Raw genomic sequence first — 23,827 nt, 5'->3', positions numbered from 1 at the left:
ACGAACTCCTGAGCGGCGAGCTGTTCTACAGCCTCGCCGAGGCTCGGATCGTCATCGAGGGCTGGCGTCAGCACTACAATACCCGGCGCCCGCACTCCTCGCTCGGCTACAAGCCGCCAGCACCGGTCGCTGTGGTCTGGCCGCCTACGAAAACCCAACCCGCTTCGCCGGCCATCTCAACCGTGGCCGACAAGCCCACCATGCATTAGATTAGAACCGGGCCACCTGATGGGGGCAGGCCACTTTCACCCCTTCTTGATCTCTGAGTTGCCTTGGGAACTTCGCGATAGCGAGCGCCATAGCGGTCACGGTCACATCCCCGTAATCATCACCAGCGGTCCTAGGAGCATGCCCTTGGATCGCATCTACCACGCGGCCATCCATGCCGACCGAGCGAGCCACGGTCTTGAATCGGTGCCGCCAGCCATGATTTGGCATCACCCTGGTATCCTTGACGGTTTCACGGGCTTCCTCAGCGAGGCGGTTCTTGAGGCCCTGTAGCGGCCCTAGCACGTCCCCAGTTTCTTGGGCTGGCGTGAGGAACAGGTGGCCTGCTTTGCAGCCCTCCACTAACTGCGGGAAGCCCTTGGCCACAAGATGCTCGTGGATCACAACGTCGCGGGCCTCATCGGTTTTCACCGTGCCTGCCTCGGGACTGATATGAAGCACCCAGTGGCTGCCTATCCGCTTCACGTCTTGCTTGCGAAGCTGACACAGCTCACCAACGCGGGCTCCTGTGTAAGCGCAGAGCCACGGAATCCACCGTTTCGCATCGAAGGTCTTGGGCTGTTCATTGCCCCGTATGAGCGCGTCAGCGGCCTTGAGAAGCGCATCGGCCTCATCATCCGTGAAGCCTTTGGATCGGGTGATCTTGCGCTTGCCGAGCTTGATGGTGATCCCCTGAGCGGGATTGCTGGTCATGCGCCGGTTGCTCACTGCCCATCCAAAGAGGGTCTTGAGGCCCGATAGGTCGCTATCCTTCACGGTCTTTGCCGAGATGGGTTTCCCAGTACGGGGATTGRCGGACGATAGGCGGTAATCCTTGAAGTCCACGATATCGTCAGGTGTCACCCGCGAAGCATCATCATGGCCTAGGAATGCAGCAAGGCTGCTGGTGGTGTTCTTGTAGCTCTCGTGAGTGCTGGGCTTTCTTCCGGCCGCCTTGGCTTCCTCCCACCAGTCTTGGCAGATGCTTGTGAGCGAAGCCTTTTCAGTCGGCGGTGCAGGGAAAGTGGATAGGCCACTCTTGGAGGGCCGCTGCTGGGGTGAGGCTCCGCTCCCCTGAGCGCTTTCCGGTCTCTTGGCTAGCCAAGGCAGCGCGAGGCCGCCATACGCCTCCTCAGGCTTCACAGTCCCATTGCGGATGCACGCGTAAAGCACCGCAAGCTGACCCACGGCAGCGCTATTGCGGGCAGCGGCTAGCGAGCGATCATGCGTCCTCAGGGAGAATCTCACGACACGCCCGAAGGTGGCCCGCACGGTCATCTCCTGCCCTGAGGAAGCAGCAGGGAGAGTGAGGGTCGTCTTGTGGCCTCTCAGGCGCTCTTGGAGGTCGCAGGGAACGTGAGCGCAAAATTGATGAAAGCCACTGTCTGACCGCCTTGTTGGTCGAGGGATTCTCAAGACCATTCTACACCGCCCATCAACACCGTTGGGCAGCAGATCACTTGTGGCGAGAGAGGAAATTCCAGTGTTCTCAAGGCCTTAAGGCTCAAAAGAGAACAAATGGTGCCCAGGGGCGGAATCGAACCACCGACACTGCGATTTTCAGTCGCATGCTCTACCAACTGAGCTACCTGGGCGCCCCGGGAGCGCGAAGCGCCGTCCGTGTTGGTTGGGGCGATATAGAGGCTGTCGTCAGGGCTGTCCAGTCACTTCAGCCGGCTTTCTACAGTCCGTGTTCGGACGGAGCGGAAACCGGTCGGATTGTGCTGGAAGGACGGGACAGCGGCACGCTCAAGCCGGGAGCCAGCTCTCTTCCCGCCATTCGGCATGGTCGATCACCGCCRCCAGGCCATCGACCGCCGCCAGTGCGTCGCGCCGGGCCTGCTCCGATTCGATGATCGCAGCCTGGGCGTACAGGAGTTTGGCGAAGGCGATGACCCGATTCACCACCGAGAACGATGCGTCCTGCAGGGCCTGCGTTTCGCGCAAGACCGCATTCAGATGCGCCACATGGCTCTCGGCGCTTTCCTGCAGGGCCTTCGCGGTGAGAACTCCCGCCTTGAGCAAATCCGCGCGCAGGGTCTCGACGTCGCGCGCCAGCAGCTCCTTCACCCGCTCAGCCATGGTGCCCCCCGTTGAGGAGATCGTTATGTCGGCCAGATCGAAAATAGCATCGAATACAGCGGGGATCAGCGCGAAGCCTGACGTTTGGTTAGCCAGTTCTCTACGAGAGATATCGAGATTGCCGGAAACGCCTCGTGGGACCGGAAGCCGTTCCGGCCGCCGTCCGTCAATCCTCGGAATCCTGCGCTATCGGCGTCTCTGCTGGCCGGAAATGCTTGCCGTTGATGAGGCGAACGAGCGTTCGGATCAGGGCAGCCACGACGATGACCAGCGGGAGCGCCATGACGGCGTTTCCCTCCAGTGCCAGCCAGATCGCCAGGCCGCAGCTCACGGCGATTCCGATGATGAGCAGGAACTTCATCATGGCGAACAATGACCCTGCTTCGAACTGCCGGCAAGGGGCACGCGAAAGCAGCCGGATTTCGGTTTCCAAACCACATCTCCACGCGCTTGAACGGCGCTGCAAGGCCCATGCACCCTGCCAAAGAACCGGTTGACGCCATCGCCAGCGCGGGAAAGGATGGCGTGTGCTTGCCGTCGCAGCTCCCGCGTGTCGGGGCGCTCACCGATGCGGTCTCCAGCGAAGGCGCTTCCTTGCCGGAGCGCTCTCGGTCTTGGCGACATGTCTGGCGGCCACGGACCTCCTCGCCGGTAATCTCACCGCGTGGCCTGCGCAGGCCACGCCGCTGCTTGCGCTCGACCAGCTCGACGGTCCGCTGCGCGATCTCGCCGGTTTTCGGGGCCGCCCGGTCATCGTCCATTTCTTCGCGACATGGTGCGCGCCCTGCATCGAGGAGATGGCCTCGCTCGATGCGCTGGCGGCCCGCGCCGATGGACCGTTGACGATCCTCGCCGTCAATGTCGGCGAGGTCGATGCGCGTGTGCGCAACTTCTTCCGCGACCGCCCCGTGCGCTTCCCGATCCTGCTCGACCGCGACCGGGCAGTGATGAAGCGCTGGCAAGTGGAAGGGTTGCCGACGAGCTTCGTGCTCGATCGCGAGCAGCGGCCCGCACTGATGACCGCCGAACCGCTCGACTGGACCAGCCCGAAGGTGCTGGCAGCGCTGGGGGCCTTGGCGCTGCGAAGCCAAACGCAATGACCACCAACGATACAAGAGAGGGAGCCCATGATGATCAGCCGACGCGACATGCTCAGGACCGGTGCCGCCGCGGGGACGGCGCTTCTGCTGCCGCGCGAGGGCTTCGCGCAGGCGGTCCCCTTCGCCCCCAAGCCCGGCAAATGGCGCGATTTCGAGGTGGTGACACGGCTCGATCTCGCAGGGCAGGGGAAGACGCAGGCCTGGATTCCGCTGCCCTCCGTCGCAGAGGCCGAATGGATCAAGCCCGGCCGCAATGATTGGCAGAGCAATGCAGGTTCTGCGGAGGTTGTGCGCGATCCGAAGTACGGCGCTCAGATGCTGCATGTCGTCTTCAAGGAAGGTGAGGCAGCTCCCTCCGTCGAGGTCAGGAGCCGCTTCTCGCTGCGTGATCGCGCGGAGGACTTCGCTGCGGGCCAGAAGGCTGCGCTGAGCCCGGCGGATCGCAAGCTCTATCTGGAGGCGACCGCGCTGATGCCGACCGACGGCATCGTCAAGGAAACTGCCGACAAGGCGAGCGCTGGCAAGGCGAGCGATGTTGAGAAGGCGCTCGCGATCTACCAATGGGTCGTCGAGAACACGTTCCGCGACGCAAAGACGCGCGGTTGCGGCACAGGCGATGTCGCCTCGATGCTGCGCACCGGCAATCTCGGCGGCAAATGCGCCGATCTGAACGCGCTCTATGTCGCGCTGGTGCGCGCCGCCGGCATTCCGGCGCGGGACATCTACGGCATTCGCGTCGCGCCCTCGCAGTTCGGCTACAAGAGCCTGGGCGCGGGCTCGGAGGTGATCACCAAGGCGCAGCATTGCCGCGCCGAGGTCTGGCTCGAAGGCCATGGCTGGGTCGCGACCGATCCGGCCGATGTCCGCAAGGTCGTGCTCGAGGAGCCGCCCGGCAACAACGCGATCGACAATCCGAAGGTGGTGGCGGCGCGCGACGTCCTGTTCGGCGCCTGGGAGGGCAACTGGCTCGGCTACAACATGGCGCATGACCTCGAACTGCCGGGCTCGAAGCACAAGGTCGGCTTCCTGATGTATCCGCAGGCGGAGGTAGCGGGCGCCCTGCTCGATTGCCTTGATCCCGACACCTTCAAATACACGATCAAGGCGGCCGAGATCACCGCCTGAACCGTCTCGGCCGGACACGCGCCGTGTCCGGCCGGCTTTGCCCCGGAGACCGATGATGAGTGAAACGATCGAGCGCGAGGCGCCCGTGCGGCCGGCCGCTCCGAGGCTGACCAGCTTGGCGCATGGCGGTGGCTGTGGCTGCAAGCTGGCGCCTTCCGTGCTGCAGCAGCTTCTGGCCGAGCATCCGGCCGCAGGTCCCTACAAGCAACTGCTCGTCGGCACCGAGACGGGTGACGACGCCGCCGTCTGGCAGATCGATGACGATACCTGCGTCGTCGCGACCACCGACTTCTTCATGCCGATGGTCGACGATGCCCATGATTTCGGCCGCATCGCCGCGACCAATGCGATCTCCGACGTCTACGCCATGGGCGGCAAGCCGATCATGGCGCTGGCGATCCTCGGCATGCCGCTCGACAAGCTTCCGATCGAGACGACCCGCGAAATCCTGAAGGGTGGCGCCTCGATCTGCGCCGAGGCCGGCATCCCGGTCGCCGGCGGCCATTCGATCGACGCGCCCGAGCCGATCTACGGTCTCGCCGTGATCGGGCTGGTGAAGCCTCGGAATTTGCGCCGCAACAGCGGAGCCAGGCCCGGCGATACGCTGATCCTGACCAAGGCGCTCGGCGTCGGCATCTATTCGGCTGCGTTCAAGAAGGAGCAGCTTTCTCCGGCCGCCTATGACGAGATGCTGGCATCGGTGACGCTGCTCAACCGCATCGGTGCCGAACTCGCGAAGGACGACGACGTCCACGCCATCACCGACGTCACCGGTTTCGGCATCCTCGGCCATGGGCTGGAGATGGGGCGCGGCTCGGGCGCGACGCTGAAGCTGAATCTCGCCGATCTGCCGTTCCTGTCGCAGGCCGAGCGATTGGCGCAGGAAGGACGGGTTACCGGAGCCTCCCACCGCAACTGGGCGAGCTATGGCGAGGGCGTCGCGCTGCCGGTCGGGCTGCCCGACTGGCAACGCCATCTAATGACCGATCCGCAGACCTCGGGCGGGCTGCTGGTCTCCTGCAAGGCGGAGCGGGCGTCGGATCTGCTGGCGCAGGTCAAGAGCGCCGGCTATCCGGCGGCGCGGATCATCGGCTCGGTCGAGGCAGGACCGGGTCGGGTGGTGGTGGTCTGAAAAGCCCCGCCGTCATTCTCGGGCGCCGCTCCGCGGCGACCCGAGAATCTCTTGCCGGAAGAGGCGGAGGAGCCTCCGTGTCCGGAGATGCTCGGGGCAAGCCCGAGCATGACGCAATTCTTCAGGCTGGCGGGAACTGCTCAAGCCTCCTGAACCTCCAGGTTCCGCCCCCAGACATCGAAGAAGGCGCCCTTGTTGAGGACCAGCCGGTCCTCGCGCAAGGCGCTCTCGAGTTCGCGCAGCCGGGCGCGGGCGATCTCGTCGGGCACCAGCCCGCCATCGTCGTCGCGCGTTGGGAAGAAGGCGGCGCCATCCCAGTTCACGCCCGCGCCCCGCAGCATCATGACGATATCGCCCCAGTCGATCTCGTCGCCGACGATGTGGACGAAGGTCGAGCGCAGCGGTTCGACCTTCGGATCGGCGATCTTCACCAGCACGATCAGCGCGGTGAAAGGCCCCTTGCGAAAGAGCTTCCAGAGCCAGCGGTCGAAGTCGGTCCCGAGCCCTCTAGAAGTCGACACGCGGCGTCTCTGGCATGTAGCGATCGAACAGGGCGTAGAAATCGCTGCCGGTCTCGGTGCGGTACCAGTCCTCGAAGCTACGCAGCGCATGTTCTGCGTCATCAGCGCGTAGGGCATCCCCATCGGCCATCCCGGCCCGCAAGGCTTCGAGGAAGGGCACAAGCCGGTCCAGCACGCGCTCCTGTGGAGGGCCGATCTCCTCCCAGCCGAGCGATTGCGCTACGATGAAGCGAGCGCGCGCTACCGCTTTTTCGGGGTCTTCGGCATCCGCGATGGCTGCGACCGCGCCGCGGACCAGATTGAGCCGCCGGAAGGCACCGCTGCGGTCATGCGCCAGCGCGGCGATCCGCGTCGCAGCTTCCTTGCGATAGCCGTCCTCGGTGTGCCGCGCCGCTTCCGCCRCACGCTCGAAGCGCGCGATCAGGTCGAGGGCAGGGGCGTCCGCGTCCGTCATGCCGCCTCAGTGAACTGGCGGAAGAGAATGGGAGTCGAACCCACCAGAGACCGTCTGACGGCCCCTCCCGGATTTGAAGTCCGGACGCCCCACCGGGGACGCTTCTCCTCCATCGGGCATCGCCGGCTGCGGGCCGAACAGGTCGAGCCTTTGCCGGTTGATGCGCCTGAGATCGCCGCGACGGATGGTGAGGCCATGGCGATCGAAGAATTCGAGAATCTGGATAGCGACCTTTCGGCCGTTGTCGAGCTTGTCGCGGAATTGCGCCGCATTGAAGCCGGCGGGATGGTCGCCGGCAAGCCCGGTCGCGATTCCGATCATCTCGGCGAGCGTCGCGCGCAGGAAGAAATGGTCGAGCGCGACTTCGTGGACATCCCCGCGCCGCCCGGCGAGCCGGAACAGCCGGCGGATATCCTCTTCATGGCGGCCCAGCGTCTGGCCGATATCGCGCACACGCGGCGGCCGGAAACGCTCCTCTCCGTCGATCAGCGGTGCGATCCGGGCCCAGAGCGCTTCGTCCTCCGGCGAAAGCCGAACCTCGTGGCCGGGCCGGCGCATCCATGAGCCGGCGGCAACGACCGCGCCGTCCTCTGCCAGCCGCGCCAGAACGGTTCGGAAGAGAGGCGCCGGCAGACGCGGAGCGACGGCGAGGCGCAGGCGCTCCAGCCCCATGCCCGGCAGGTCGGGATGCTCGCCATGCCAGGCGTCCAGCCGGTCGACGGTGGCTTGCGCCAGCGTCTGCCAATGCTCCGGCAGCATCGCCAATGCGCCGGTCCTGACGAGGCCGAGGCGCGTGGTCAGCTCATGCACGGCCTCCGCGCCGAGCGCACGGTCGCGCACGAAGCCGTCGAAATCGGCATGATGAGGCGGCACCCGCAGCAGCGCGTTCAGCGCGTCGGTAGGATCGGCAAGGCAGAGCGCGGCCAATTGCGCAACCCGTTCGGGCGCGCGGCGCCGGCGCTCCGGCGCACGCAGATCGAGGAAGCGCCCACCCCCGATCGTGCGCTGGGCGCTGGTGTCGCGCAGCACGAAGCGATCGAGTGCTGCCGCGGCCAGAGGATCGTCAAGGACGAGCTGGGCGAGTGCGGTCGTACCGGGTGCGATCTCGTCGCCGAGAAGCACGAGGCGCGCGCCCACCTCCGTCGCGGCATGATGCAGGCGGACAGGCTGCCACATCGTCAGCGGCTTCGTCTCCGACGCCAGGACAGTCACCTCGGCGTCTATCCGCATCGCCGGCATATGCAGAGGCGGCGCCACGACCATGTCGCCATGCCGGATGGCATCCTTGGTGATACCCGGTCCCGCGAGGTTCAGCGCGCAGCGATCGCCGGCCTGGCCGCGTTCGGCAGGGCGGTTCTGGGCATGGATCGAGCGTATCCGGGCGGGAATTCCGGTCGGCGAGATGATGACGCCGTCGCCGGACGCGACGTTGCCGGAGAGCACCGTGCCGGTCACGACCGTGCCGGTGCCTTGCAAGGTGAAGCAGCGGTCGACGGCGAGGCGGAAGGCGCCGTCGTTGCGCCGGGCCTGGATTTCGCGCGCATTGGCAGCAAGGAGCGCGGATAGTTCCGGCAAGCCCGCCCCGTCCACCGTCGAGACGGGCAGGATCGGCGCCCCGGCAAAGGGCGTATCGGCCAGCAGGCCAGCGATCTCCGCCTCGACCTCGGCCAGCCTCTCCGCATCGGCCAGATCCGCTTTGGTCAGCGCCACGACGGCCTGTCCGATGCCGAGCAGCCGGGCGATGGCGACATGCTCGCGCGTCTGCGGCATCACTCCGTCATCGGCCGCGACGACGAGGAGCAGGAGGTCGATGCCCGAGGCTCCCGCCAGCATCGTATGCACGAACTTCTCATGGCCGGGCACGTCGATGAAGCCGACGACGGACCCGTCGGCTTGCGGCCAATAGGCGAAGCCGAGCGCGATGCTGATGCCGCGTGCCTTCTCCTCCTTCAGTCGGTCGGTGTTGACGCCGGTCAGCCGCCTGACCAGCGAGGTCTTGCCATGGTCGATATGGCCGGCCGTGCCGATGATCATGGCTCAGGCCTCCGCCGGGGAGGCGGCGCGCGCGGCCTTGATGAAGGGCGCCGCGAGCAGGCTGCCCTTGCCCTCGGCCGAGAGCAGCAGGGTGAGCGCGCGTTCCGCATCCTGCGCCACGCCCTGGCCGAGCAGGGTCGCGGCGCCGAGCATTGCCTCGGAATCCGGATCGCCCGCCGCCATGCCGCGCTGCCACCAATGCGCGGCGAGGCCTGGATCGCGCTCCACGCCGAGCGCATCGTGATGCATCATGCCGAGCCGGGTCATGCTGGTGGCGATGCCAGCTTCGGCCGCCGCCTTGGCCCAGCGCAGCGCTTCGTCGCGATCGGCTATCTGGCCGCCTTCCAGCAACATCCAGGACAGCATGTCCTGCGCCGGCGCGTCGCCCTGCTCGGCGGCGAGGCGATAGAGCCGCAGGGCCTCGTCATCGCTCTGCGCGACGCCCTCGCCCTTGAAATGGAGGGCCGCCAGGTTGCGCTGCCCGACCGGGTCGCCGCCCTCGGCCGCAAGCGTCAGCCAGCGCACGGCCAGCGCCGGATCGCGCTCGATGCCGAGCCCTTCGGCGAAGCAGGCTCCGATATTGTTCTGCGCGCGCCCGACGCCGGCATGCGCGAGCGGCCCCCAGATCGCGAGCGCGGCCCGATGGTCGCCGCGCCCGACCGCCTCGGTGGCACGCGCCATCGCGGCAGCGACGTTGTCACCGCCGGCCGGCGCCTTCCCGAGCAGTCGGTCAAGCCAGCCCATCGCCACCCTCGAGCTTGAGGGCACTGATCTGCGCGCCAAACAGCGCCTCGTCCTCCAGGCAGCGGAGGTCGAAGACGAGGGCGCCCTGCGCGATCCGGCCGATGACCGGCACCGGCACGGCCCGAAAGCCGGCTGCCAGTTTCTCGACGGCGGAGCCTGCAGCCTTGCCGGCCGGACGGATCGCGAACCCGGCGCTGGGTAAAGTCTCCAGCGGCAGCGCGCCGGAGCCGATCTGGCTGGCGCAATCGATGATGTCGACAACCCAGCCTGAGCCGAGCCCGCCCGCGAGCTGCGGTTGCAGCCGTTCCGCCAACGCACGCAGATCCGCAGCTTTTCGCGTGAACAGTCTCAGCGTCGGCAGCAGCTCCGCCAGCCTGTCGGGATTGCGATAGAGCCTGAGCGTCGCCTCCAGAGCCGCGAGCCGGAGCTTGTCGAGTCGCAGCGCCCGCTTCAGCGGGTTCTTCGCCAGTTTGGCGATGAGGTCCTTGCGGCCGGCGACGATGCCGGCCTGCGGTCCGCCGAGCAGCTTGTCGCCGGAGAAGGTCACGAGATCGGCGCCGCCCTTCAGCGCATCCTGCACGGTCTTCTCGCGGCGCAGGCCCCAGCGGGACAGGTCGATCAGCGTGCCGGAACCGAGATCGTCGACGAAGGGCAGGCCATGCTGGCGCGCGAGCTTGGCGAGTTCGGCGGGCTCGACTTCGGCCGTGAAGCCCTGCACCACATAGTTGGAGGTGTGGACTTTCATCAGCAGCCCGGTCTGCGGGCCGATGGCCTCGGCATAGTCCCTGGGATGCGTGCGGTTGGTCGTGCCGACCTCGCGCAGGACGGCGCCCGCGCGGGCCATGATATCGGGCATGCGGAAGGCGCCGCCGATCTCGATCAGCTCGCCGCGCGAGACGATGGCCTCGCGCTCGCGGGCGAGCGTGTTCAGCACCAGCAGCACGGCCGAGGCGTTGTTGTTGACGAGGATCGCGTCCTCCGCGCCGGTCAGTTCCTGGATGAGACCGCGCACATGCGCGTCGCGCTCGCCGCGCTGTCCGGCCTCGATCTCGTATTCGAGGTTCGTTGGCGCGCGCATCGCGGCGACGACAGCCTCGATCGCCTCCTCCGCCAGCAGCGCGCGGCCGAGATTGGTGTGCAGCACCGTGCCGGTCAGGTTGATGACCGGGCGTTGCGAGGGCCGACCGCGCTCTTCCAGAAAGTCCAGCGCCATGCGGCCGATCTGCTCGACAGATCCCCCAATCGGCTGGCCACCGGCACGCAGCCGGTCCAGCACCTGCCGCACGGCATCGGTTGCGTACATCCGCCCATGGTTTGCGATGGCGAGCTCGCCGCCGGCGCTGCGCAGCACGGTGTCGACAGATGGCGGGCGGAAACGTTCGGGTTTGTTCATCAGGCTCCCTCCGGGAGACGCTTGATTACTCTGCTCGTCTTGCGATGAAACACGACCGTCATCCCGGGCTAGCCCCGGGATCCATCGAAGGGCTGCGGAGCCCGACGATGGATCCCGGATCTCCGCTTTGCTCCGTCCGGGATGACGGCAGTGGTTCCACGGCAGACCAACAAATCAGTATCCCAGCAGGAACGGGTTCACCCCTGCGCGTCGCCAGCCGGCCTCGGTCACCAGCAGGTCGAGCCCGAGGCTCGCGACATCGTCCGCCACCGGTTCCAGCTCCATATCCTTGCGCTGCTCGAGGATCTTCACATAGGTCCGGCACTCGTCGCAGGTTTCCGCCTTGATCGTGTCGGCAATGCCCTCGATCGCTTGATAGGCGATGCCCTTGGTTGATCCGCATGAGACGCATTTCACCCGGACATGGTTCCATTGCGCAGCGCAGAGCGAGCACTGGACATAGCGCACGCCCTCGATATTGGCGTCGCCGACCACCGTGCTGGTGACGGGCGGTCCGCCGCAGCACGGACAGACCCCGTCCGCGACCGGCTGCGGCAGCAGCGGATTGAGCTGCGCCGCGCGCCGGGCGGCAACGACCTGAAGAGCTGCGGCGGCGAAGATATGCTCGGCCACCGTCTCGACCGGCACGGCGTCCGCCAGCACCGCGGCGAACATCGCTTGACGCTCTTCACCGGTCGCATTACGGGCACGTTCGAGCGCGGCGCGGGCCAGGTCCGGCATCGCCACATCGGCAAGCAGGGTGGTAAGTCGTGCCAAGCTCTCCGAGGCGGCCGGTTCGTCGGCGAGCCCCTCGCGCGGCAGGATCGGCATGGCGTGGCCGGCGCGCTGGCGCATCTCGGTCAGGGGCGGCAGGGCAGGGGACGGGAGTTCATGCACCACCCTGTCCTGCATCTTCGACAGTTCGGCGAGGAAGGCGAGGTAAGCTTCGAGCTGGTGCCCTGGCGCCAGCGCCGCGAAGCGCATGGCTCTCAGGCCGAACAGGGTTTCGGGCTTCGGCAATCTGACGAAGGGAGGCTTGTCGCGCTCGGCGATGCCGACATTTTCGAGGGCATCGAAGCCCGGAACATTGCTCATCCTGGTCCTCTCGAACCGCACGGGTCACGGGAGGCGGAGCGGCCTGAGCCGCGCCGCAACGGGTCTTATTCGGCCGCGCCGGGGCTGTGGCGGCGCGGCGGCACCTGTCGCTCGTCGATCACGCCTTCGCGCGCTTCCTTGCGCAGCCAGAGCCTGTGGTGGCGGAAGGCCCAGCCGCCCGCCACCTTGCCTTCGGTCATCGCGTTCATGGTGCCGCGCACATAGAAGCCGGCATAGATATGGACGATGACGACCAGCAGCATCGCGATCGCCGCCAGCGCATGCAGAATATGGCCGAAGCGCTGCTGCTCGATGGTGAAGGTCGCGCCGAAATATTCGTACCAGATCATGATACCCGTCCCGAACAGGACGAGGATCAGGAGCGTCATCAGCCAGAAGACGATCTTCTGTGCGCCGTTGTACTTGCCGATTTCCGGCAGGTTCTCCTCATGGCCGGACATCACGTCGCCGATATGGCGCATCCACTGCGTGTCGACCTTCGTCCAGAAATTGTATCTGACCATCTGGACGAAGAGGATGGCGAAGCTGGCGAGCAGCACGACGCCGATCCAGGGATGCAGCGCCCGCGTGTTGGAGCCGCCGCCGAAGAAGCTCGACAGGAAGAACAGCGAAGGATGGAACAGCGCGGCACCGCTGATCGCGAGCAGGATCAGCGAGATCGCGGTGACCCAGTGATTGACGCGCACGCGGCCGGGATAGCGATCGACTGTCGTGCGCTCCTCTTCACGCCTCACGACCACGGGCAGCCTCCTCGTCGATCAGATGCTCGGCCTCTCGATCCTCCGCGCGGCTGACATCGTTGCGTCGTGCCACGATGCCATGGACGAAAGCGAAGGTGGCGGCAAAGCCGATGGCTGCCATGCCGGCATATTTGGTCAGCCCCTTCCAGAGCTCGACGACCTGGCTGATCCGCGGGTTCTGCGGCAGGTTGGCGTAGAGCTGCGGCTTGTCGGCATGGTGCAGCACATACATCACATGCGTGCCGCCGACGCCCGGCGGGTCGTAGATGCCGGCATTCTTGAAGCCGCGGGACTTCAGATCCGTCAATCGCGTCTGCGCATAGTCCAGCATCGCCTGCTTGGTGCCGAAGACGATCGCGCCGGTCGGGCAGGCCTTGGCACAGGCCGGCGCCTGGCCGACGGAGACCCTGTCCGAGCAGAGCGTGCACTTGTAGGCCTTGTGGTCGGTCTGGCTGATGCGCGGGATGTTGAACGGGCAGCCCTTCACACAGTAGCCGCAGCCGATGCAGTTCTCCGAGACGAAGTCGACGATGCCGTTGTTGTACTGCACGATCGCGCCGGGAGAGGGGCAGGCCTTGAGGCAGCCGGGGTCGGCGCAGTGCATGCAGCCGTCCTTGCGGATCAGCCATTCGAGATTGCCGCTCTCCGGGTTCTCCCATTCGGTGAACCGCATCAGCGTCCAGGTGTTCGGCGTCAGGTCATGCGGATTGTCGTAGACGCCGCGGTTGTAGCCGACCTCCTCGCGCAGATTGTTCCACTCGAGGCACGCCGCCTGGCATGCCTTGCAGCCGATGCATTTCGAGACGTCGATGAGCTTCGCCACCTCGAAATCATGGCGGACGTCCGGCGGCCTGAAGGTGGTCGCCGAGATGCGGGCGAAGTCCTGACTTTGCAATCCTGCCATCGGACCCTCCCTAGCTCACGGCCGGCCCGTTGGACGGCTCGACATTCACCAGGAACGCCTTGAACTCGGGCGTCTCGATGTTGGCGTCGCCGACGAACGGGGTGAGGCTGTTGGGGCCGAAGCCCTTTCTCGCCGCACCGGTGAAGCCCCAGTGGAGCGGGATGCCGACGACATGCACGGTCTTGCCGTCGCAGATCAGCGGCTTGATGCGCTTGGTCACCACGGCCTTGGCGTAGACCTCGCCGCGTGCCGAGGAGACCTTCACCCAGCCGCCGACCTTGATGTTCTTCTCCGCTGCCAGCTGTTCGCTGATCTCGACGAAGAACTCCGGCTGCAGCACCGCATTGACCCAGACATGCTTGGTCCAGAAGTGGAAGTGCTCTGTCAGCCGGTAGGAGGTCGCCGCATAGGGGAACTTGTCCGAGGTCCCGAGCGCGGCGAGGTCGTCCTTGAAGATGCGCGCGGCGGGATTGCCGCGGATCTTCGGGGCGAGCACGTTGGCGATCGGGCTTTCGAACGGCTCGTAATGGGCCGGGAAGGGGCCGTCCTTCATCATGCCGCGCGAGAACAGGCGGGCCGTTCCCTCGGGGTTCATGATGAACGGGCCGACATCCCGCGGCTTGGCGGTCGGCGCGATGTCCGGCACGTCGTAGCCAGTCCAGGCCGTGCCGTTCCATTCGATCAGCTTGCGCGTGGGATCCCAGGCCTTGCCGTCGATATCGGCCGAGGCGCGATTGTAGAGGATGCGCCGGTTGGCCGGCCAGGCGAAGGCCCAGTTCGAATAGGCGCCGGTATTGCCGGGGTCGCTGGTGTCGCGCCGGGCCATCATGTTGCCCCGCTCGGTCCAGCTGCCGGAATAGATCCAGCAGCCGCAGGCGGTCGAGCCGTCGTCGCGGAGCTGGCCGAAGGTGTCGAGCAGCTTGCCCTTCTCCAGCACGACCTTGGTCGGATCGACCGGGTCGGTCACGGTCGAGACGACGTAGCCGTTCATCTCCTTGGCCATCTCGTCGGGCTGCGGGTCCTGCGGATCGCGATAGGGCCAGTGCAGGTTGAGGATGGGGTCGGGGAAGGCCCCGCCCTCCTTCTGGTAGAGCGCGCGCAGGCGCATGTGGATCTGCGCCATGATCCAGGTGTCGGGCTTGGCTTCGCCCGGAGGTTCCTGCCCCGGCCAGTGCCATTGCAACCAGCGGCCGGAATTGACCAGCGAGCCCTCGTCCTCGGCGAAGCAGGTCGTCGGCAGCTCGAAGACCTCGGTCTGGATCGACTCCGGCTTGACGTCGTTATGGACGCCCTCATCCTTCCAGAACCGCGATGTCTCCGTCTGCAGCGGGTCCATCACCACCAGGAACTTCAGCTTCGACAGCGAAGCTGTGATCTTGCCCCGGTTGGGGAAGGACAGCAGCGGATTGAAGCCCTGGCAGAAATAGCCGTTCACCTTGCCCTGGTTCATCAGCTCGAAGGTGCGCAGCACGTCGTAGCCGGGCACGTCGAGCTTGGGCAGCCACTGATAGGCGAACTCGTTTTCCGGCGTCGCCGCCGGGCCCCACATCGACTTCAGGAAGCTCACCATGAACTTCTTGTAGTTCTGCCAGTAGCTCATCTGGTTGGGCCTGAGCGGCTTGAAGCCTCGCGTCGACATGTAGGTCGAAAAATCGACCTCCTTGTCGGTCCCCAGCGTGAGGTAACCCGGGACGAGATTCGACATCAGGCCGATATCGGTCAGTCCCTGGATGTTGGAGTGCCCGCGCAGGGCGTTCATGCCGCCGCCGCGCACGCCGATATTGCCGAGCAGGAGCTGCAGCATCGCCATCGAGCGGATGTTCTGCGAGCCCTTGGAGTGCTGCGTCCAGCCGAGCGCGTACATCGACGTCATCGTCTTGTCGCGCGCGGAGCATTCCGCGATCATCTTGCAGATCGCCAGGAACTTGTCCTTTGGCGTGCCGCAGATGCGTTCCACCATCTCCGGCGTATACACCGAGATGTGCTTCTTCAGCAGCTGGTACACCGAGCGCGGGTGCTGGAGCGTCTCGTCGATCTGGACATAGCCGTCCGGCCCGAGCTCGTATTCCCAGCTCGAGCGATCATAGTCGCGCTTGGCCTCGTCATAGCCGGTGAACAGCCCGTCCTGATAACCGAAGCCCTCCTTCACGATATAGGGCGCGTTGGTGAAGGCGCGCACGTAATCATGCTGGATCTTGTCGTTGTCGATGCAGTACTTCATCGCCCCGAGCAGGAAGGCGATGTCGGTGCCTTGCCGGATCGGCGCGTAGAAATCCGCGACCGAGGCCGAGCGCGTGAAGCGCGGGTCGACGACGATCAGCTTGGCGCCACGCTGGGCTTTCGCCTCAGTGACCCATTTGAACCCGCACGGATGCGCCTCGGCGGCATTGCCGCCCATGATAATGACGAGGTCGGTGTTCTTGATGTCCGTCCAGGAGTTCGTCATCGCACCGCGACCGAATGTTGGGGCCAGACTGGCCACCGTCGGTCCGTGTCAAACGCGCGCCTGGTTGTCGAACGCCAGGACCCCGAGACTTCGCACGACCTTGTAGGTCAGGAAGGCCGTTTCGTTGGTTGTCGCCGACGCCGCCAGGAAACCGGTGGACAGCCAACGGTTGACGGTCACGCCGTCCTGGTTGGTGGCGATGAAGTTCTTGTCGCGGTCGTCCTTCATCAGCCGCGCGATGCGGTCGAGCGCCTCGCCCCAGCTGACCTGCCGGAATTGGCGCTCGCCGGGGCCGCGATATTGCGGGAACTTGGTGCGCGTCTCGGAATGGACGAAATCGAGGAGGGCGGAACCCTTCGGGCAGAGCGTGCCGCGATTGGTGGGGTGGTCCGGGTCGCCTTCGATGTGGATGACCGCCGGGTGGGCGTTCTTGGACTTGTCGCCCAGGCTGTACATGATCACGCCGCAGGCGACGGAGCAGTACGGACAGGTGTTTCGCGTTTCCGTGGTGCGCGCCAGCTTGAAGGGCCGCACGGCCTGGGCGAGTGCCTCCTCGGCACCACCAAACCCGAGCGCGGCGACGGCAGAGCCGCCCAGACCCGCACCTGCGGCTTTCAGAAACTGGCGGCGCGAGAGCTCATGCAGCATCTCAACCTCCCAGGCGAACAAGAACGCCTTGTTCCTGTTTAGAATAGTGAAACCCTGCCGGAAGGCCGTCAAGCTGCCGCTTCATTGGGCAAAGTGTCGCGGCGCTAGACTTTGGGCGTACGCCTTCGCCGTCGGAACAGCGCGGCTGGCGGTGCGTTTCCCGTCGAGTCCTCCGTGCGAGGCGGTCGTCGCCCGATGAGGAGGCCATCATGCTGAAATATCTCGCGATTCTTGGAAGCGCTTCGATAGCTGTCGCTCCGTCAGCATGGGCTCAAGCACCCTCGGTCTCCTTCACCGAGATCAAGGACTTCAAGCTCTTGGCCGGTAAGGCCGAGATCGGCACGCTGCATGACGTGATCGTGACCTCGGATGGCCGATTGGCGCAGATCATCGTCGGCCGGGGCGGGGTTCTCGGGCTGGGGCAGAAGCTGAACGTGGTCGATTTGGGTGAGGTGCCGCCGCCGCGCGACGGAGCGATCCAGCTCGGCGACAGGGAAGCTGTTCTGGAGAAGCTGCGCGAATACCATCCCGAGGCGCCGCGGCCGGCACCGCCCGGTGCGCCGCCAGTCTCAGGCGCGAATCAGCAGGCGGGGCAAACGGCGAGCAGCCTGATTCCGGTTTCACCGAGCACACCGCCTGCTTCCGGTACGGCCGAGCAGCCACGCCCGGATCAGCAGCCGGCGACCCGCCCGTCGCTGGATACCGCGCAGGAAGCGGAGCAAAGCCGTGCCGCCGGCAAGACATCCGAGGCTGCCGAAAAGGCTGAGACCGGTTCGGGCTCGACCGGCATGGCGCCGCAGCAGGGAACGGGTTCGGGAGCGACACCATCCAGGGCTGACCCTGCCGTTGCCGCGGCCCCGTCTCCCGCTCCAGGCGCCGGACCGTCGCTCAATCAAGAATACGGACGTGACATGACGCCGGCAGCCCAGACAGACCAGGCCGCAGCCGGCGGCGCCTCCGACCGAAGCGAAGCCGCTGCGGACCCCTCGGCGGGATCGGCAACCGTGGGTCAGCACTGGCGCATCGGCAAGATCGTCGGAGCGAAAGTGCGGGGGCAACGGGACGGGGTGCGGGTGAAGGATGTGCGTTTCGATGGCCGCAACGTCGGCATGGTCGTGCTGGCTGATGGTGGGTCGACGCGAGAGGTGCCCTTCGCGGCGCTGATCCTGGGCGGGACGGCGGAAGAGCCGCTGGTCGCGCTCCGCCCGCTGCCGTGAGTGCACGGCGAGCCGAGTATTAGACGCCGGCGCTTTCGATCACGAGCGGCGGATCATGGGGCACGTTGACCTCCTGCGTCGGCGCGCCGCTCCACAATGACCTCAGCTGTGCCACGACATATTGGCCGAAGTGCTCATAGGGAATTCGGATCGACGTCAGCCAGGGCGCGATCCAGCGATTGATCGCATTCCCGTCGATCCCGATCAGCGCGCACCGTTCGGGAATGGCGACGCTGCTTTCGGCCGCCAGCCGATAGGCGCCATAGGCGATCATGTCGCTGACGCACAGCGCGCTATCCGGCCAGCCGCCATCCTCCACCATGTTCTTTGCAGCGGCGTAGCCGATCTCGATATGCGACAGCCCGGGCGCGCTCGCCCGGCGAATCCTGTCGGCGGCAAAGCCGCGCGCCAGGAGCCTGTCGATGAAGCCGGCTGCCCGCTCTGCGGTGCTGGACGCATTCTCTGCGGCCATCAGCACGGCCGTGCTCTCGATGCCCCGTGCCAGCAGGTAATCGGCTGCGTCCGCGCCGGCGGCGCGGTTGTCGATGCCGACATAGGCCCCGCCGCCGAGCGGGTTGCGGCGCGCGACGAAGACCATCGGGTCGCCGCGCTTCAGCGCATCGGAGAGGCCCGGGCTGCGCACCGCACTGACCATGACGTAGCCCGCGACGAACTGGTCGCGCATCGCCCGCAGGTAGTCATCCTGCAGATCGGCGCGATCATGCGTGTCGCAGAGGATCATGACGAAGCCGGCATCGCGCAGTGCGGCCTCCGTCGAGACCGCGATCGCGGCCATGGCGGGGTTGTCGAGATTGGGCGCCAGCATAGCCACGACGCGGCTGGCCCGGCGCTTGAGTGCACGCCCGACCGGGTTGGGTCGATAGCCCAGCCGCGCGATCGCTTCCTCGACGCGAACGATGGTGTCGGCCGAGGCCCGGCCGCTCTTGCCGTTGACGATACGGGAAACCGTCGCGACCGAGACACCGGTGTCGCGCGCGACGGTGGCGAGCGAAATCCCGCCTTGCCCCGGTCTTGCCTGCTGCGGTCTTGCGGCCTTCGCCGTCATTATCCTCCCCAGTCCATGCGCGCGGTGGTTTTCACTGGCAGGTGGCATCGGCCAATGAGCGCAGCAATGGCGTGCGCTTCGCCCGTTGACAAGCAAGGCAAACGTTTGCCTTAGTAGTTGTCAAGACGCTCGTTGAGGCGTCGCGATCATTCAGGGATGGAACGCAGATGCAGAGGAAGCATTGGATTTCCGCGCTCGCGCTGACGGTTGGCCTCGTCGCCGGCAGCGGGGTCTTCGCCCAGACCACGGTGCGCATCGCCTGGTATTCCGACGGCAACGAGGGCGAGGTCGTCTCCGATCTGCTGAAGCGCTTCGAGGCTGAGAACAAGGGCATCAAGGTCGTGCTCGACCAGGTGCCCTACAAGGCGATCACGGAGAATCTCCCGGTCCAGCTCGCCTCGGGGCAGGGGCCGGACATCGCCCGCGTCGTCGATCTCGGCGGCATCGCCCGCTACGCGCTCGACATGCGCCCCTATCTGAAGGACGCCTCCTACTGGGAGAACAATTTCGGGCCGTTCCTGCCCTGGATGCGCCCCGAAGGCGATTCCAGCGCGATCACCGGCTTCATGACGCAGCTCACCGTCACCGGCCCCTTCGTCAACAAGACGCTGTTCGAGCAGGCGGGCATCGCCATGCCCGGCCCCAAGGCGACCTGGGACGACTGGGGCAAGGCGGCGAAGGATGTCGCCGCCAAGGTGCAGGCGCCGTTCCCGCTGGCGATGGACCGCTCGGGCCACCGCTTCTTTTCGGTCGCGGTTTCGGAAGGCGCCAAGGTCTTCGACGACAAGGGCGAGCCGGCCGTGATCGACGACGGTTTCAAGCGCGCCGCCAAGCTGGTCTATGACTGGCACAATAACGGCGTGATGAAGAAAGAGCTCTGGGGCTCGGTTTCCGGCACGGCCTATCGCGGCGCCAACGACGAGTTCAAGAACGCCCAGGTGGTGATGTACCACTCCGGCTCCTGGCAGATCGCCCAGTTCGACAAGACGGTCGGCGACGCCTTCGACTGGGTCGCGGTTCCCTCGCCCTGCGGCGCGGCGAACTGCTCGGGCATGCCGGGCGGCGCCGGCCTCGTCGCGATCAAGACGACCAAGAGCCCGGAGGCCGTCGCCAAGGTGATGGATTATCTCGCCAGCGAACCGGTGCTGAGCGAGTTCTACGCCCGCTCGCTCTTCGTGCCCGGCCATCTCGGCATCGCGGCCAAGGGCCTCGACTACAAGGATGCCAAGCCGCAGGCCAAGGCCGCGCTGAAGGTCTTCTCGGATCAGGTCGCGCAGCTTTCGCCGGTCGCCTACAAGCTGCAGGGCTACGTCAACAACCGCGTCATCTTCAACGCGGTGATCAGCCGTCTCGGCCAGGCGATCTCGGGTGAAGGCAGCCTCGACGACGCCTTCAAGCGGATCGAATCCGACATCGCCCAGCAGATCGCCGAGCGCAAGAAGTAAGGGCGATGGCCCCCGCCGACCCGAACCCGCGCCAGGGTGGCGCGGGCGCCGCCGGCCTCCTCGCCGCGCCGCTGGCGTGGTTCATGCGGCTGGTCGACTGGCCGATGCGCGCGCTCCAGCGCGGGATCGGCGAGCGGCGGATGGCCTATGTCTTCCTCCTTCCGAACCTCGCCTTCTTCTCGCTCTTCGTCTTCCTGCCGCTCGTCATCAACTTCATCTTCTCGGTGACGGGCGGGGCGGGGCTCTTCCCCTCCGAGCGCCCTTTCGTCGGGGCGCAGCAATACGCCTATCTCTTCGACTGCGGCTCCTTCCTCGACCCCAGCTCCTGCCGCGAGGATCATTTCTGGCGCGGCGTCTACAACACCGCCCGCTTCACCGCCTTCCAGGTCACCGCGATGGTTCTGTTCTCGCTGCTGACGGCGGTGGTGCTGAACATGAAGATCCGGGCGCGCGGCTTCTTCCGGGCGGTCTACTTCTTTCCCGTTCTGCTCTCGCCGGTGGTGGTCGCGCTGACCTGGAAATGGATTCTGCAGCGCGACGGGCTGCTCAACGCCGGCATCACCTCGCTCGGCGGCGAGCGCATCCTCTTCCTGGTCGATCCCAGTTGGGCGATGTTCTGGATCGTCTTCGTCTCGATCTGGGCGCATATGGGCTTCTACACGCTGATACTGCTTGCCGGCCTGCAGGCCATCCCGGCCGATCTCTACGAGGCGGCAGAGATGGATGCGACGCCGCGCTGGCGCATGTTCTGGCGCATCACCTTGCCGCTGCTCTGGCCCAACATGATCGTCGTCATCGTGCTGGCGCTGATCCGCGGCGTGCAGACCTTCGACGAGGTCTTCGTGCTGACCGGCGGCGGGCCGGGCACCGCGACGCTGATGGTGGTGCATTACATCTACGAGACGGCCTTCGCCAATCAGGTCCAGAATTTCGGCCTGGCGGCGGCGGCCTCCGTCGTGCTCGGCGTCGTGCTCTTCGCGCTGACGCTGGCCCAGCTCGCGGCAAGCCGCCGCAAGGGGGCCGCATGAGTCTTGTGACCCGCTTGGCCACCGCCCGCCGCAAGCCGGGCCGCTGGCATTGGACCGATATCGCGGCCTATGCCTACCTCGCTTTCGGCGTCGTGCTGATGTTCGGCCCCGTGCTCTGGCTCGGCATGTCCTCGTTCAAGACGCAGGCCGGCCTCCTCGAATTCCCGCCCTCGCTGCTGCCGATGTCGCAGAAGGAGGTCGTGGTGCCCGGCCAGACTCAGAGGCTGCCGCTCTTCGAGGTCGAGATGCCCGATGGCAGCAAGCGCGTGCTGGCGCAGGTGCGCCGCATCGGCATTCAGGCGCAGATGGTCGACCCGGCCAATCCGGGCGAGACGATCCGCGTGCCGATCGACAAGCGCACTCCGGTGCGCGAATTCAAGCTCGCCACGGAGAACTACACCGAGCCGCTGGAGCGCTTCGCCTTCACGCGCTTCCTGTGGAACTCGGTCTTCGTCACGGTCGTCGCGACGATCATCACGCTGATCATCAACTCGATGGCGGCCTATGCGCTCTCGATCTACGAATTCCGTGGCAAGACGGCGGTGATGCTGATGGTGGTGGGCACGCTGATGATCCCGATCACGATCATCCTCGTGCCGGTCTATCTCGTCATCACCAAGCTCGGCCTCGTCAATTCGCTCTGGGCCGTGATCCTGCCCGGCGCGGCGACGCCGACCGGCGTCTTCCTGCTGCGCCAGTACATGCTCACCCTGCCGCGCGACCTGATCGAGGCGGCGCGCATGGACAAGGCTTCGGAGTGGCAGATCTACTGGCGCATCGTCATGCCGCTCGCCATGCCGGCTCTGGCCGTGCTCGCGATCTTCTCGATCATGTGGCGCTGGAACGAGTTTCTCTGGCCGCTCGCGGTGCTGACCAAGACCGAGGCCTACACGCTGCAGATCGGCCTCAACGCCTTCCAGGGCGAGTTGCAGACGCAGTGGCACTACCTGCTGGCGATGACGGTGGTGACGCTGCTGCCGGTCGCGCTCGTCTTCGTCTTCCTGCAGCGCTTCATCACCACAGGCATCGCCAATACAGGCATGAAATGAGAGATGTCGCTGGAACCATGCTTTCTTCGGGAAGCCCCGCCGTCATTCCGGGGCAGGCCGCAGGCCTGAGCCCGGAACCCATGAATACGACTTTCATCCATCGATACGCTGTTGGGACGGAGCCTTTGCGGCTGAGATCTGTGTTCATGGGTTCCGGGCTCGCCGCTGCGCGACGCCCCGGAATGACGGCGCGGTTCCGCGCAAAGACAGCATGGTCCAGGAGGCCCTTGGCATGGCCGAACTGAAGCTCTCCGCCGTTCGCAAGGCCTATGGCGCGACGACGGTGCTGCACGGCATCGACCTGCATGTCGCAGACGGCGAGTTCGTCGTCTTCGTCGGCCCCTCCGGCTGCGGAAAATCGACGCTGCTGCGCTCGATCGCGGGGCTGGAGGAGATCACCGGGGGCACGATCGCGATCGACGGCGCCGACGTCACTGGTCTGCCGGCATCCGAGCGCGGCCTTGCGATGGTGTTCCAGTCTTACGCGCTCTATCCGCATATGAGCGTCTACGCGAACATGGCCTTCGCGCTGGAGAATATGGGTTTCAAGCGGGACGAGATCGATAAGCGCGTCAGGCGCGCGGCTACAATGCTGCGCCTCACCGACTATCTTGAGCGCAAGCCCAGGGCGCTCTCCGGCGGCCAGCGCCAGCGGGTCGCCATCGGCCGCGCCATCGTCCGCGACCCGAAGATCTTCCTGTTCGACGAGCCGCTCTCGAACCTCGACGCGGAACTCCGCGTCGCGACCCGCAAGGAACTCGCCGCGCTCCACGCCGAGCTCGGCGGCACGATGATCTACGTCACCCATGACCAGGTCGAGGCGATGACGCTGGCCAATCGCATCGTCGTGCTCCATGGCGGCAGGATCGAGCAGGTCGGCACGCCGCTCGAACTCTACAACCGGCCCGAAAATCTCTTCGTCGCCGGCTTCATCGGCTCGCCGCGCATGAACCTGCTGCCGGGCCGCGTGACGGCGGCAGGCAGGGTCGCGCTCGGCGAGGGCGGCCAAGGGAATAAATATGAGATCGCCTGCGCGACCGGTGACCTTGCCGCCGGCGCAGCCGTGACGGCCGGCATCCGGCCCGAACATCTCGCGCTGGCGCCGGAAGGGCAGGGCCTGCCGCTCGCCATCGAGCTGGTCGAGCGGCTTGGCGGCGAAAGCTATCTATATGGCTCGGCTGCCGGCCTGCCCCAGATCACGCTCAAGCTCGACGGCCAGAGCGAGCACGAGCGCGGCCATATGGTCCCGCTCGCCTTCCCGCAGCAGAAGCTGCATCTGTTCGACGAAGCGGGAAAAGCGGTCAGGGTTTGAAGATTTGCTCCGTCATTCCGGGGCAGGCCGAAGGCCTGAGCCCGGAACCTAGAACCGATGGCTT

General features: G+C 66.0%; 21 protein-coding genes, 2 tRNA genes and 1 pseudogene. 9 read left to right on the top strand and 15 right to left on the bottom strand.

The annotated features are described in order from the left end of the window. Window positions 1–209 (top strand): integrase core domain-containing protein (locus AC1DVA_RS18535; RefSeq protein WP_476806851.1); only part of this gene is annotated, 209 nt, incomplete at its 5' end. A gap of 1 nt (window position 210) precedes the next feature. Here the strand turns inward: AC1DVA_RS18535 and AC1DVA_RS18530 are convergent. The 4 genes from AC1DVA_RS18530 to AC1DVA_RS18515 all read right to left on the bottom strand — a co-directional run bounded on the left by AC1DVA_RS18530 (window position 211) and on the right by AC1DVA_RS18515 (window position 2,722). Next, window positions 211–1,479 carry a hypothetical protein gene (locus tag AC1DVA_RS18530; protein ID WP_476806850.1) on the bottom strand — a complete coding sequence of 423 codons (1,269 nt, stop codon included), beginning with the start codon at window positions 1,477–1,479 and terminating at the stop codon, window positions 211–213. A gap of 247 nt (window positions 1,480–1,726) precedes the next feature. Further along, window positions 1,727–1,802 (bottom strand) — tRNA-Phe (locus AC1DVA_RS18525). A gap of 154 nt (window positions 1,803–1,956) precedes the next feature. Continuing rightward, window positions 1,957–2,289 carry a hypothetical protein gene (locus AC1DVA_RS18520; RefSeq protein ID WP_476806849.1) on the bottom strand — a complete coding sequence of 111 codons (333 nt, stop codon included), beginning with the start codon at window positions 2,287–2,289 and terminating at the stop codon, window positions 1,957–1,959. 166 nt (window positions 2,290–2,455) lie between these two features. Beyond that, the gene (locus AC1DVA_RS18515; protein WP_265052661.1) at window positions 2,456–2,722 is read right to left on the bottom strand and encodes a hypothetical protein; all 267 of its coding nucleotides are present in this window, start codon (window positions 2,720–2,722) and stop codon (window positions 2,456–2,458) included. Window positions 2,723–2,903: 181 nt separating this feature from the next. Between AC1DVA_RS18515 and AC1DVA_RS18510 the strand changes: the two genes are divergently transcribed. From AC1DVA_RS18510 to selD, 3 genes are read left to right on the top strand one after another with little or no spacing between them, the layout of a single operon-like run. Next, entirely contained in the window at window positions 2,904–3,389 is a 486-nt protein-coding gene (locus tag AC1DVA_RS18510) for a TlpA disulfide reductase family protein (RefSeq protein ID WP_476806848.1), read from the top strand. 30 nt (window positions 3,390–3,419) lie between these two features. Beyond that, on the top strand, window positions 3,420–4,514 hold the full coding sequence (locus tag AC1DVA_RS18505; RefSeq protein ID WP_476806854.1) for a transglutaminase-like domain-containing protein: 1,095 nt from the start codon (window positions 3,420–3,422) through the stop codon (window positions 4,512–4,514). A 55-nt stretch (window positions 4,515–4,569) separates the two neighbouring features. Continuing rightward, window positions 4,570–5,646 carry a selenide, water dikinase SelD gene (gene selD / locus AC1DVA_RS18500; RefSeq protein WP_476806847.1) on the top strand — a complete coding sequence of 359 codons (1,077 nt, stop codon included), beginning with the start codon at window positions 4,570–4,572 and terminating at the stop codon, window positions 5,644–5,646. A gap of 140 nt (window positions 5,647–5,786) precedes the next feature. Here selD and AC1DVA_RS18495 read toward each other — a convergent pair whose 3' ends face one another. From AC1DVA_RS18495 to fdnG, 10 genes and pseudogenes are all read right to left on the bottom strand, one after another. Beyond that, window positions 5,787–6,167 (bottom strand): hypothetical protein, encoded by a 381-nt coding sequence (locus AC1DVA_RS18495; RefSeq protein ID WP_265052664.1) that lies wholly within the window; start codon window positions 6,165–6,167, stop codon window positions 5,787–5,789. Then, window positions 6,154–6,621: a hypothetical protein gene (locus tag AC1DVA_RS18490; protein ID WP_476806846.1), complete on the bottom strand. Its 468-nt coding sequence runs from the start codon at window positions 6,619–6,621 to the stop codon at window positions 6,154–6,156. Before AC1DVA_RS18490 ends, AC1DVA_RS18495 begins: the two co-directional genes overlap by 14 nt. Window positions 6,622–6,636: 15 nt before the next feature. Next, window positions 6,637–6,732, bottom strand: a tRNA-Sec gene (locus tag AC1DVA_RS18485). 105 nt (window positions 6,733–6,837) lie between these two features. Beyond that, window positions 6,838–8,655 (bottom strand): annotated as a pseudogene (selB, locus tag AC1DVA_RS18480) (selenocysteine-specific translation elongation factor); the annotation flags it as partial. 3 nt (window positions 8,656–8,658) lie between these two features. Then, complete coding sequence (locus AC1DVA_RS18475; protein ID WP_442864930.1) at window positions 8,659–9,399, bottom strand: tetratricopeptide repeat protein; 741 nt, start codon at window positions 9,397–9,399, stop codon at window positions 8,659–8,661. Continuing rightward, window positions 9,386–10,792 carry an L-seryl-tRNA(Sec) selenium transferase gene (gene selA / locus AC1DVA_RS18470; RefSeq protein ID WP_476806845.1) on the bottom strand — a complete coding sequence of 469 codons (1,407 nt, stop codon included), beginning with the start codon at window positions 10,790–10,792 and terminating at the stop codon, window positions 9,386–9,388. Before selA ends, AC1DVA_RS18475 begins: the two co-directional genes overlap by 14 nt. A 174-nt stretch (window positions 10,793–10,966) precedes the next feature. After that, on the bottom strand, window positions 10,967–11,887 hold the full coding sequence (fdhE, locus tag AC1DVA_RS18465) for a formate dehydrogenase accessory protein FdhE (protein WP_476806844.1): 921 nt from the start codon (window positions 11,885–11,887) through the stop codon (window positions 10,967–10,969). Window positions 11,888–11,952: 65 nt separating this feature from the next. Further along, entirely contained in the window at window positions 11,953–12,648 is a 696-nt protein-coding gene (locus AC1DVA_RS18460) for a formate dehydrogenase subunit gamma (protein WP_476806843.1), read from the bottom strand. Beyond that, window positions 12,632–13,552: a formate dehydrogenase subunit beta gene (gene fdxH, locus AC1DVA_RS18455; protein ID WP_265052669.1), complete on the bottom strand. Its 921-nt coding sequence runs from the start codon at window positions 13,550–13,552 to the stop codon at window positions 12,632–12,634. The genes AC1DVA_RS18460 and fdxH overlap by 17 nt, the downstream gene beginning before the upstream one ends. Before the next feature lie 10 nt (window positions 13,553–13,562). Then, window positions 13,563–16,646: a formate dehydrogenase-N subunit alpha gene (gene fdnG / locus AC1DVA_RS18450; RefSeq protein ID WP_476806842.1), complete on the bottom strand. Its 3,084-nt coding sequence runs from the start codon at window positions 16,644–16,646 to the stop codon at window positions 13,563–13,565. Window positions 16,647–16,855: 209 nt separating this feature from the next. Here fdnG and AC1DVA_RS18445 point away from each other — a divergent pair, with 209 nt between their 5' ends. Then, window positions 16,856–17,863, top strand: coding sequence for a hypothetical protein (locus AC1DVA_RS18445; protein ID WP_476806841.1), 1,008 nt, complete (start codon window positions 16,856–16,858; stop codon window positions 17,861–17,863). 19 nt (window positions 17,864–17,882) lie between these two features. Here the strand turns inward: AC1DVA_RS18445 and AC1DVA_RS18440 are convergent, their stop codons facing one another. After that, on the bottom strand, window positions 17,883–18,929 hold the full coding sequence (locus tag AC1DVA_RS18440; protein WP_476806840.1) for a LacI family DNA-binding transcriptional regulator: 1,047 nt from the start codon (window positions 18,927–18,929) through the stop codon (window positions 17,883–17,885). 167 nt (window positions 18,930–19,096) lie between these two features. Between AC1DVA_RS18440 and AC1DVA_RS18435 the strand changes: the two genes are divergently transcribed. The 4 genes from AC1DVA_RS18435 to AC1DVA_RS18420 all read left to right on the top strand — a co-directional run bounded on the left by AC1DVA_RS18435 (window position 19,097) and on the right by AC1DVA_RS18420 (window position 23,763). Then, window positions 19,097–20,374 (top strand): ABC transporter substrate-binding protein, encoded by a 1,278-nt coding sequence (locus tag AC1DVA_RS18435; RefSeq protein WP_476806839.1) that lies wholly within the window; start codon window positions 19,097–19,099, stop codon window positions 20,372–20,374. A gap of 5 nt (window positions 20,375–20,379) precedes the next feature. Further along, window positions 20,380–21,402 carry a carbohydrate ABC transporter permease gene (locus AC1DVA_RS18430; protein WP_476806838.1) on the top strand — a complete coding sequence of 341 codons (1,023 nt, stop codon included), beginning with the start codon at window positions 20,380–20,382 and terminating at the stop codon, window positions 21,400–21,402. Then, a complete protein-coding gene (locus AC1DVA_RS18425; protein WP_476806837.1) occupies window positions 21,399–22,451 on the top strand; it encodes a carbohydrate ABC transporter permease in 1,053 nt (350 codons plus the stop codon). Before AC1DVA_RS18430 ends, AC1DVA_RS18425 begins: the two co-directional genes overlap by 4 nt. Before the next feature lie 232 nt (window positions 22,452–22,683). Beyond that, window positions 22,684–23,763 (top strand): ABC transporter ATP-binding protein, encoded by a 1,080-nt coding sequence (locus AC1DVA_RS18420; protein ID WP_476806836.1) that lies wholly within the window; start codon window positions 22,684–22,686, stop codon window positions 23,761–23,763. The last annotated feature ends 64 nt before the right edge of the window (window positions 23,764–23,827 follow it).

The sequence above is a fragment of the Allobosea sp. P4_C6 genome (assembly GCF_056402015.1).
The sequence above is the reverse complement of the archived record's forward strand: the minus strand, read 5'-3'. Positions and strand labels throughout refer to the sequence as shown.

Coding starts and splice junctions, on each gene's coding strand:
- AC1DVA_RS18430 (WP_476806838.1), top strand. CDS start 20,380: ATGGCCCCCGCCGACCCGAACCCGCGCCAGGGTGGCGCGGGCGCCGCC.
- selD (WP_476806847.1), top strand. CDS start 4,570: ATGAGTGAAACGATCGAGCGCGAGGCGCCCGTGCGGCCGGCCGCTCCG.
- AC1DVA_RS18420 (WP_476806836.1), top strand. CDS start 22,684: ATGGCCGAACTGAAGCTCTCCGCCGTTCGCAAGGCCTATGGCGCGACG.
- AC1DVA_RS18505 (WP_476806854.1), top strand. CDS start 3,420: ATGATCAGCCGACGCGACATGCTCAGGACCGGTGCCGCCGCGGGGACG.
- AC1DVA_RS18435 (WP_476806839.1), top strand. CDS start 19,097: ATGCAGAGGAAGCATTGGATTTCCGCGCTCGCGCTGACGGTTGGCCTC.
- selA (WP_476806845.1), bottom strand. CDS start 10,792: ATGAACAAACCCGAACGTTTCCGCCCGCCATCTGTCGACACCGTGCTG.
- AC1DVA_RS18440 (WP_476806840.1), bottom strand. CDS start 18,929: ATGACGGCGAAGGCCGCAAGACCGCAGCAGGCAAGACCGGGGCAAGGC.
- AC1DVA_RS18425 (WP_476806837.1), top strand. CDS start 21,399: ATGAGTCTTGTGACCCGCTTGGCCACCGCCCGCCGCAAGCCGGGCCGC.
- AC1DVA_RS18445 (WP_476806841.1), top strand. CDS start 16,856: ATGCTGAAATATCTCGCGATTCTTGGAAGCGCTTCGATAGCTGTCGCT.
- AC1DVA_RS18475 (WP_442864930.1), bottom strand. CDS start 9,399: ATGGGCTGGCTTGACCGACTGCTCGGGAAGGCGCCGGCCGGCGGTGAC.
- fdxH (WP_265052669.1), bottom strand. CDS start 13,552: ATGGCAGGATTGCAAAGTCAGGACTTCGCCCGCATCTCGGCGACCACC.
- fdhE (WP_476806844.1), bottom strand. CDS start 11,887: ATGAGCAATGTTCCGGGCTTCGATGCCCTCGAAAATGTCGGCATCGCC.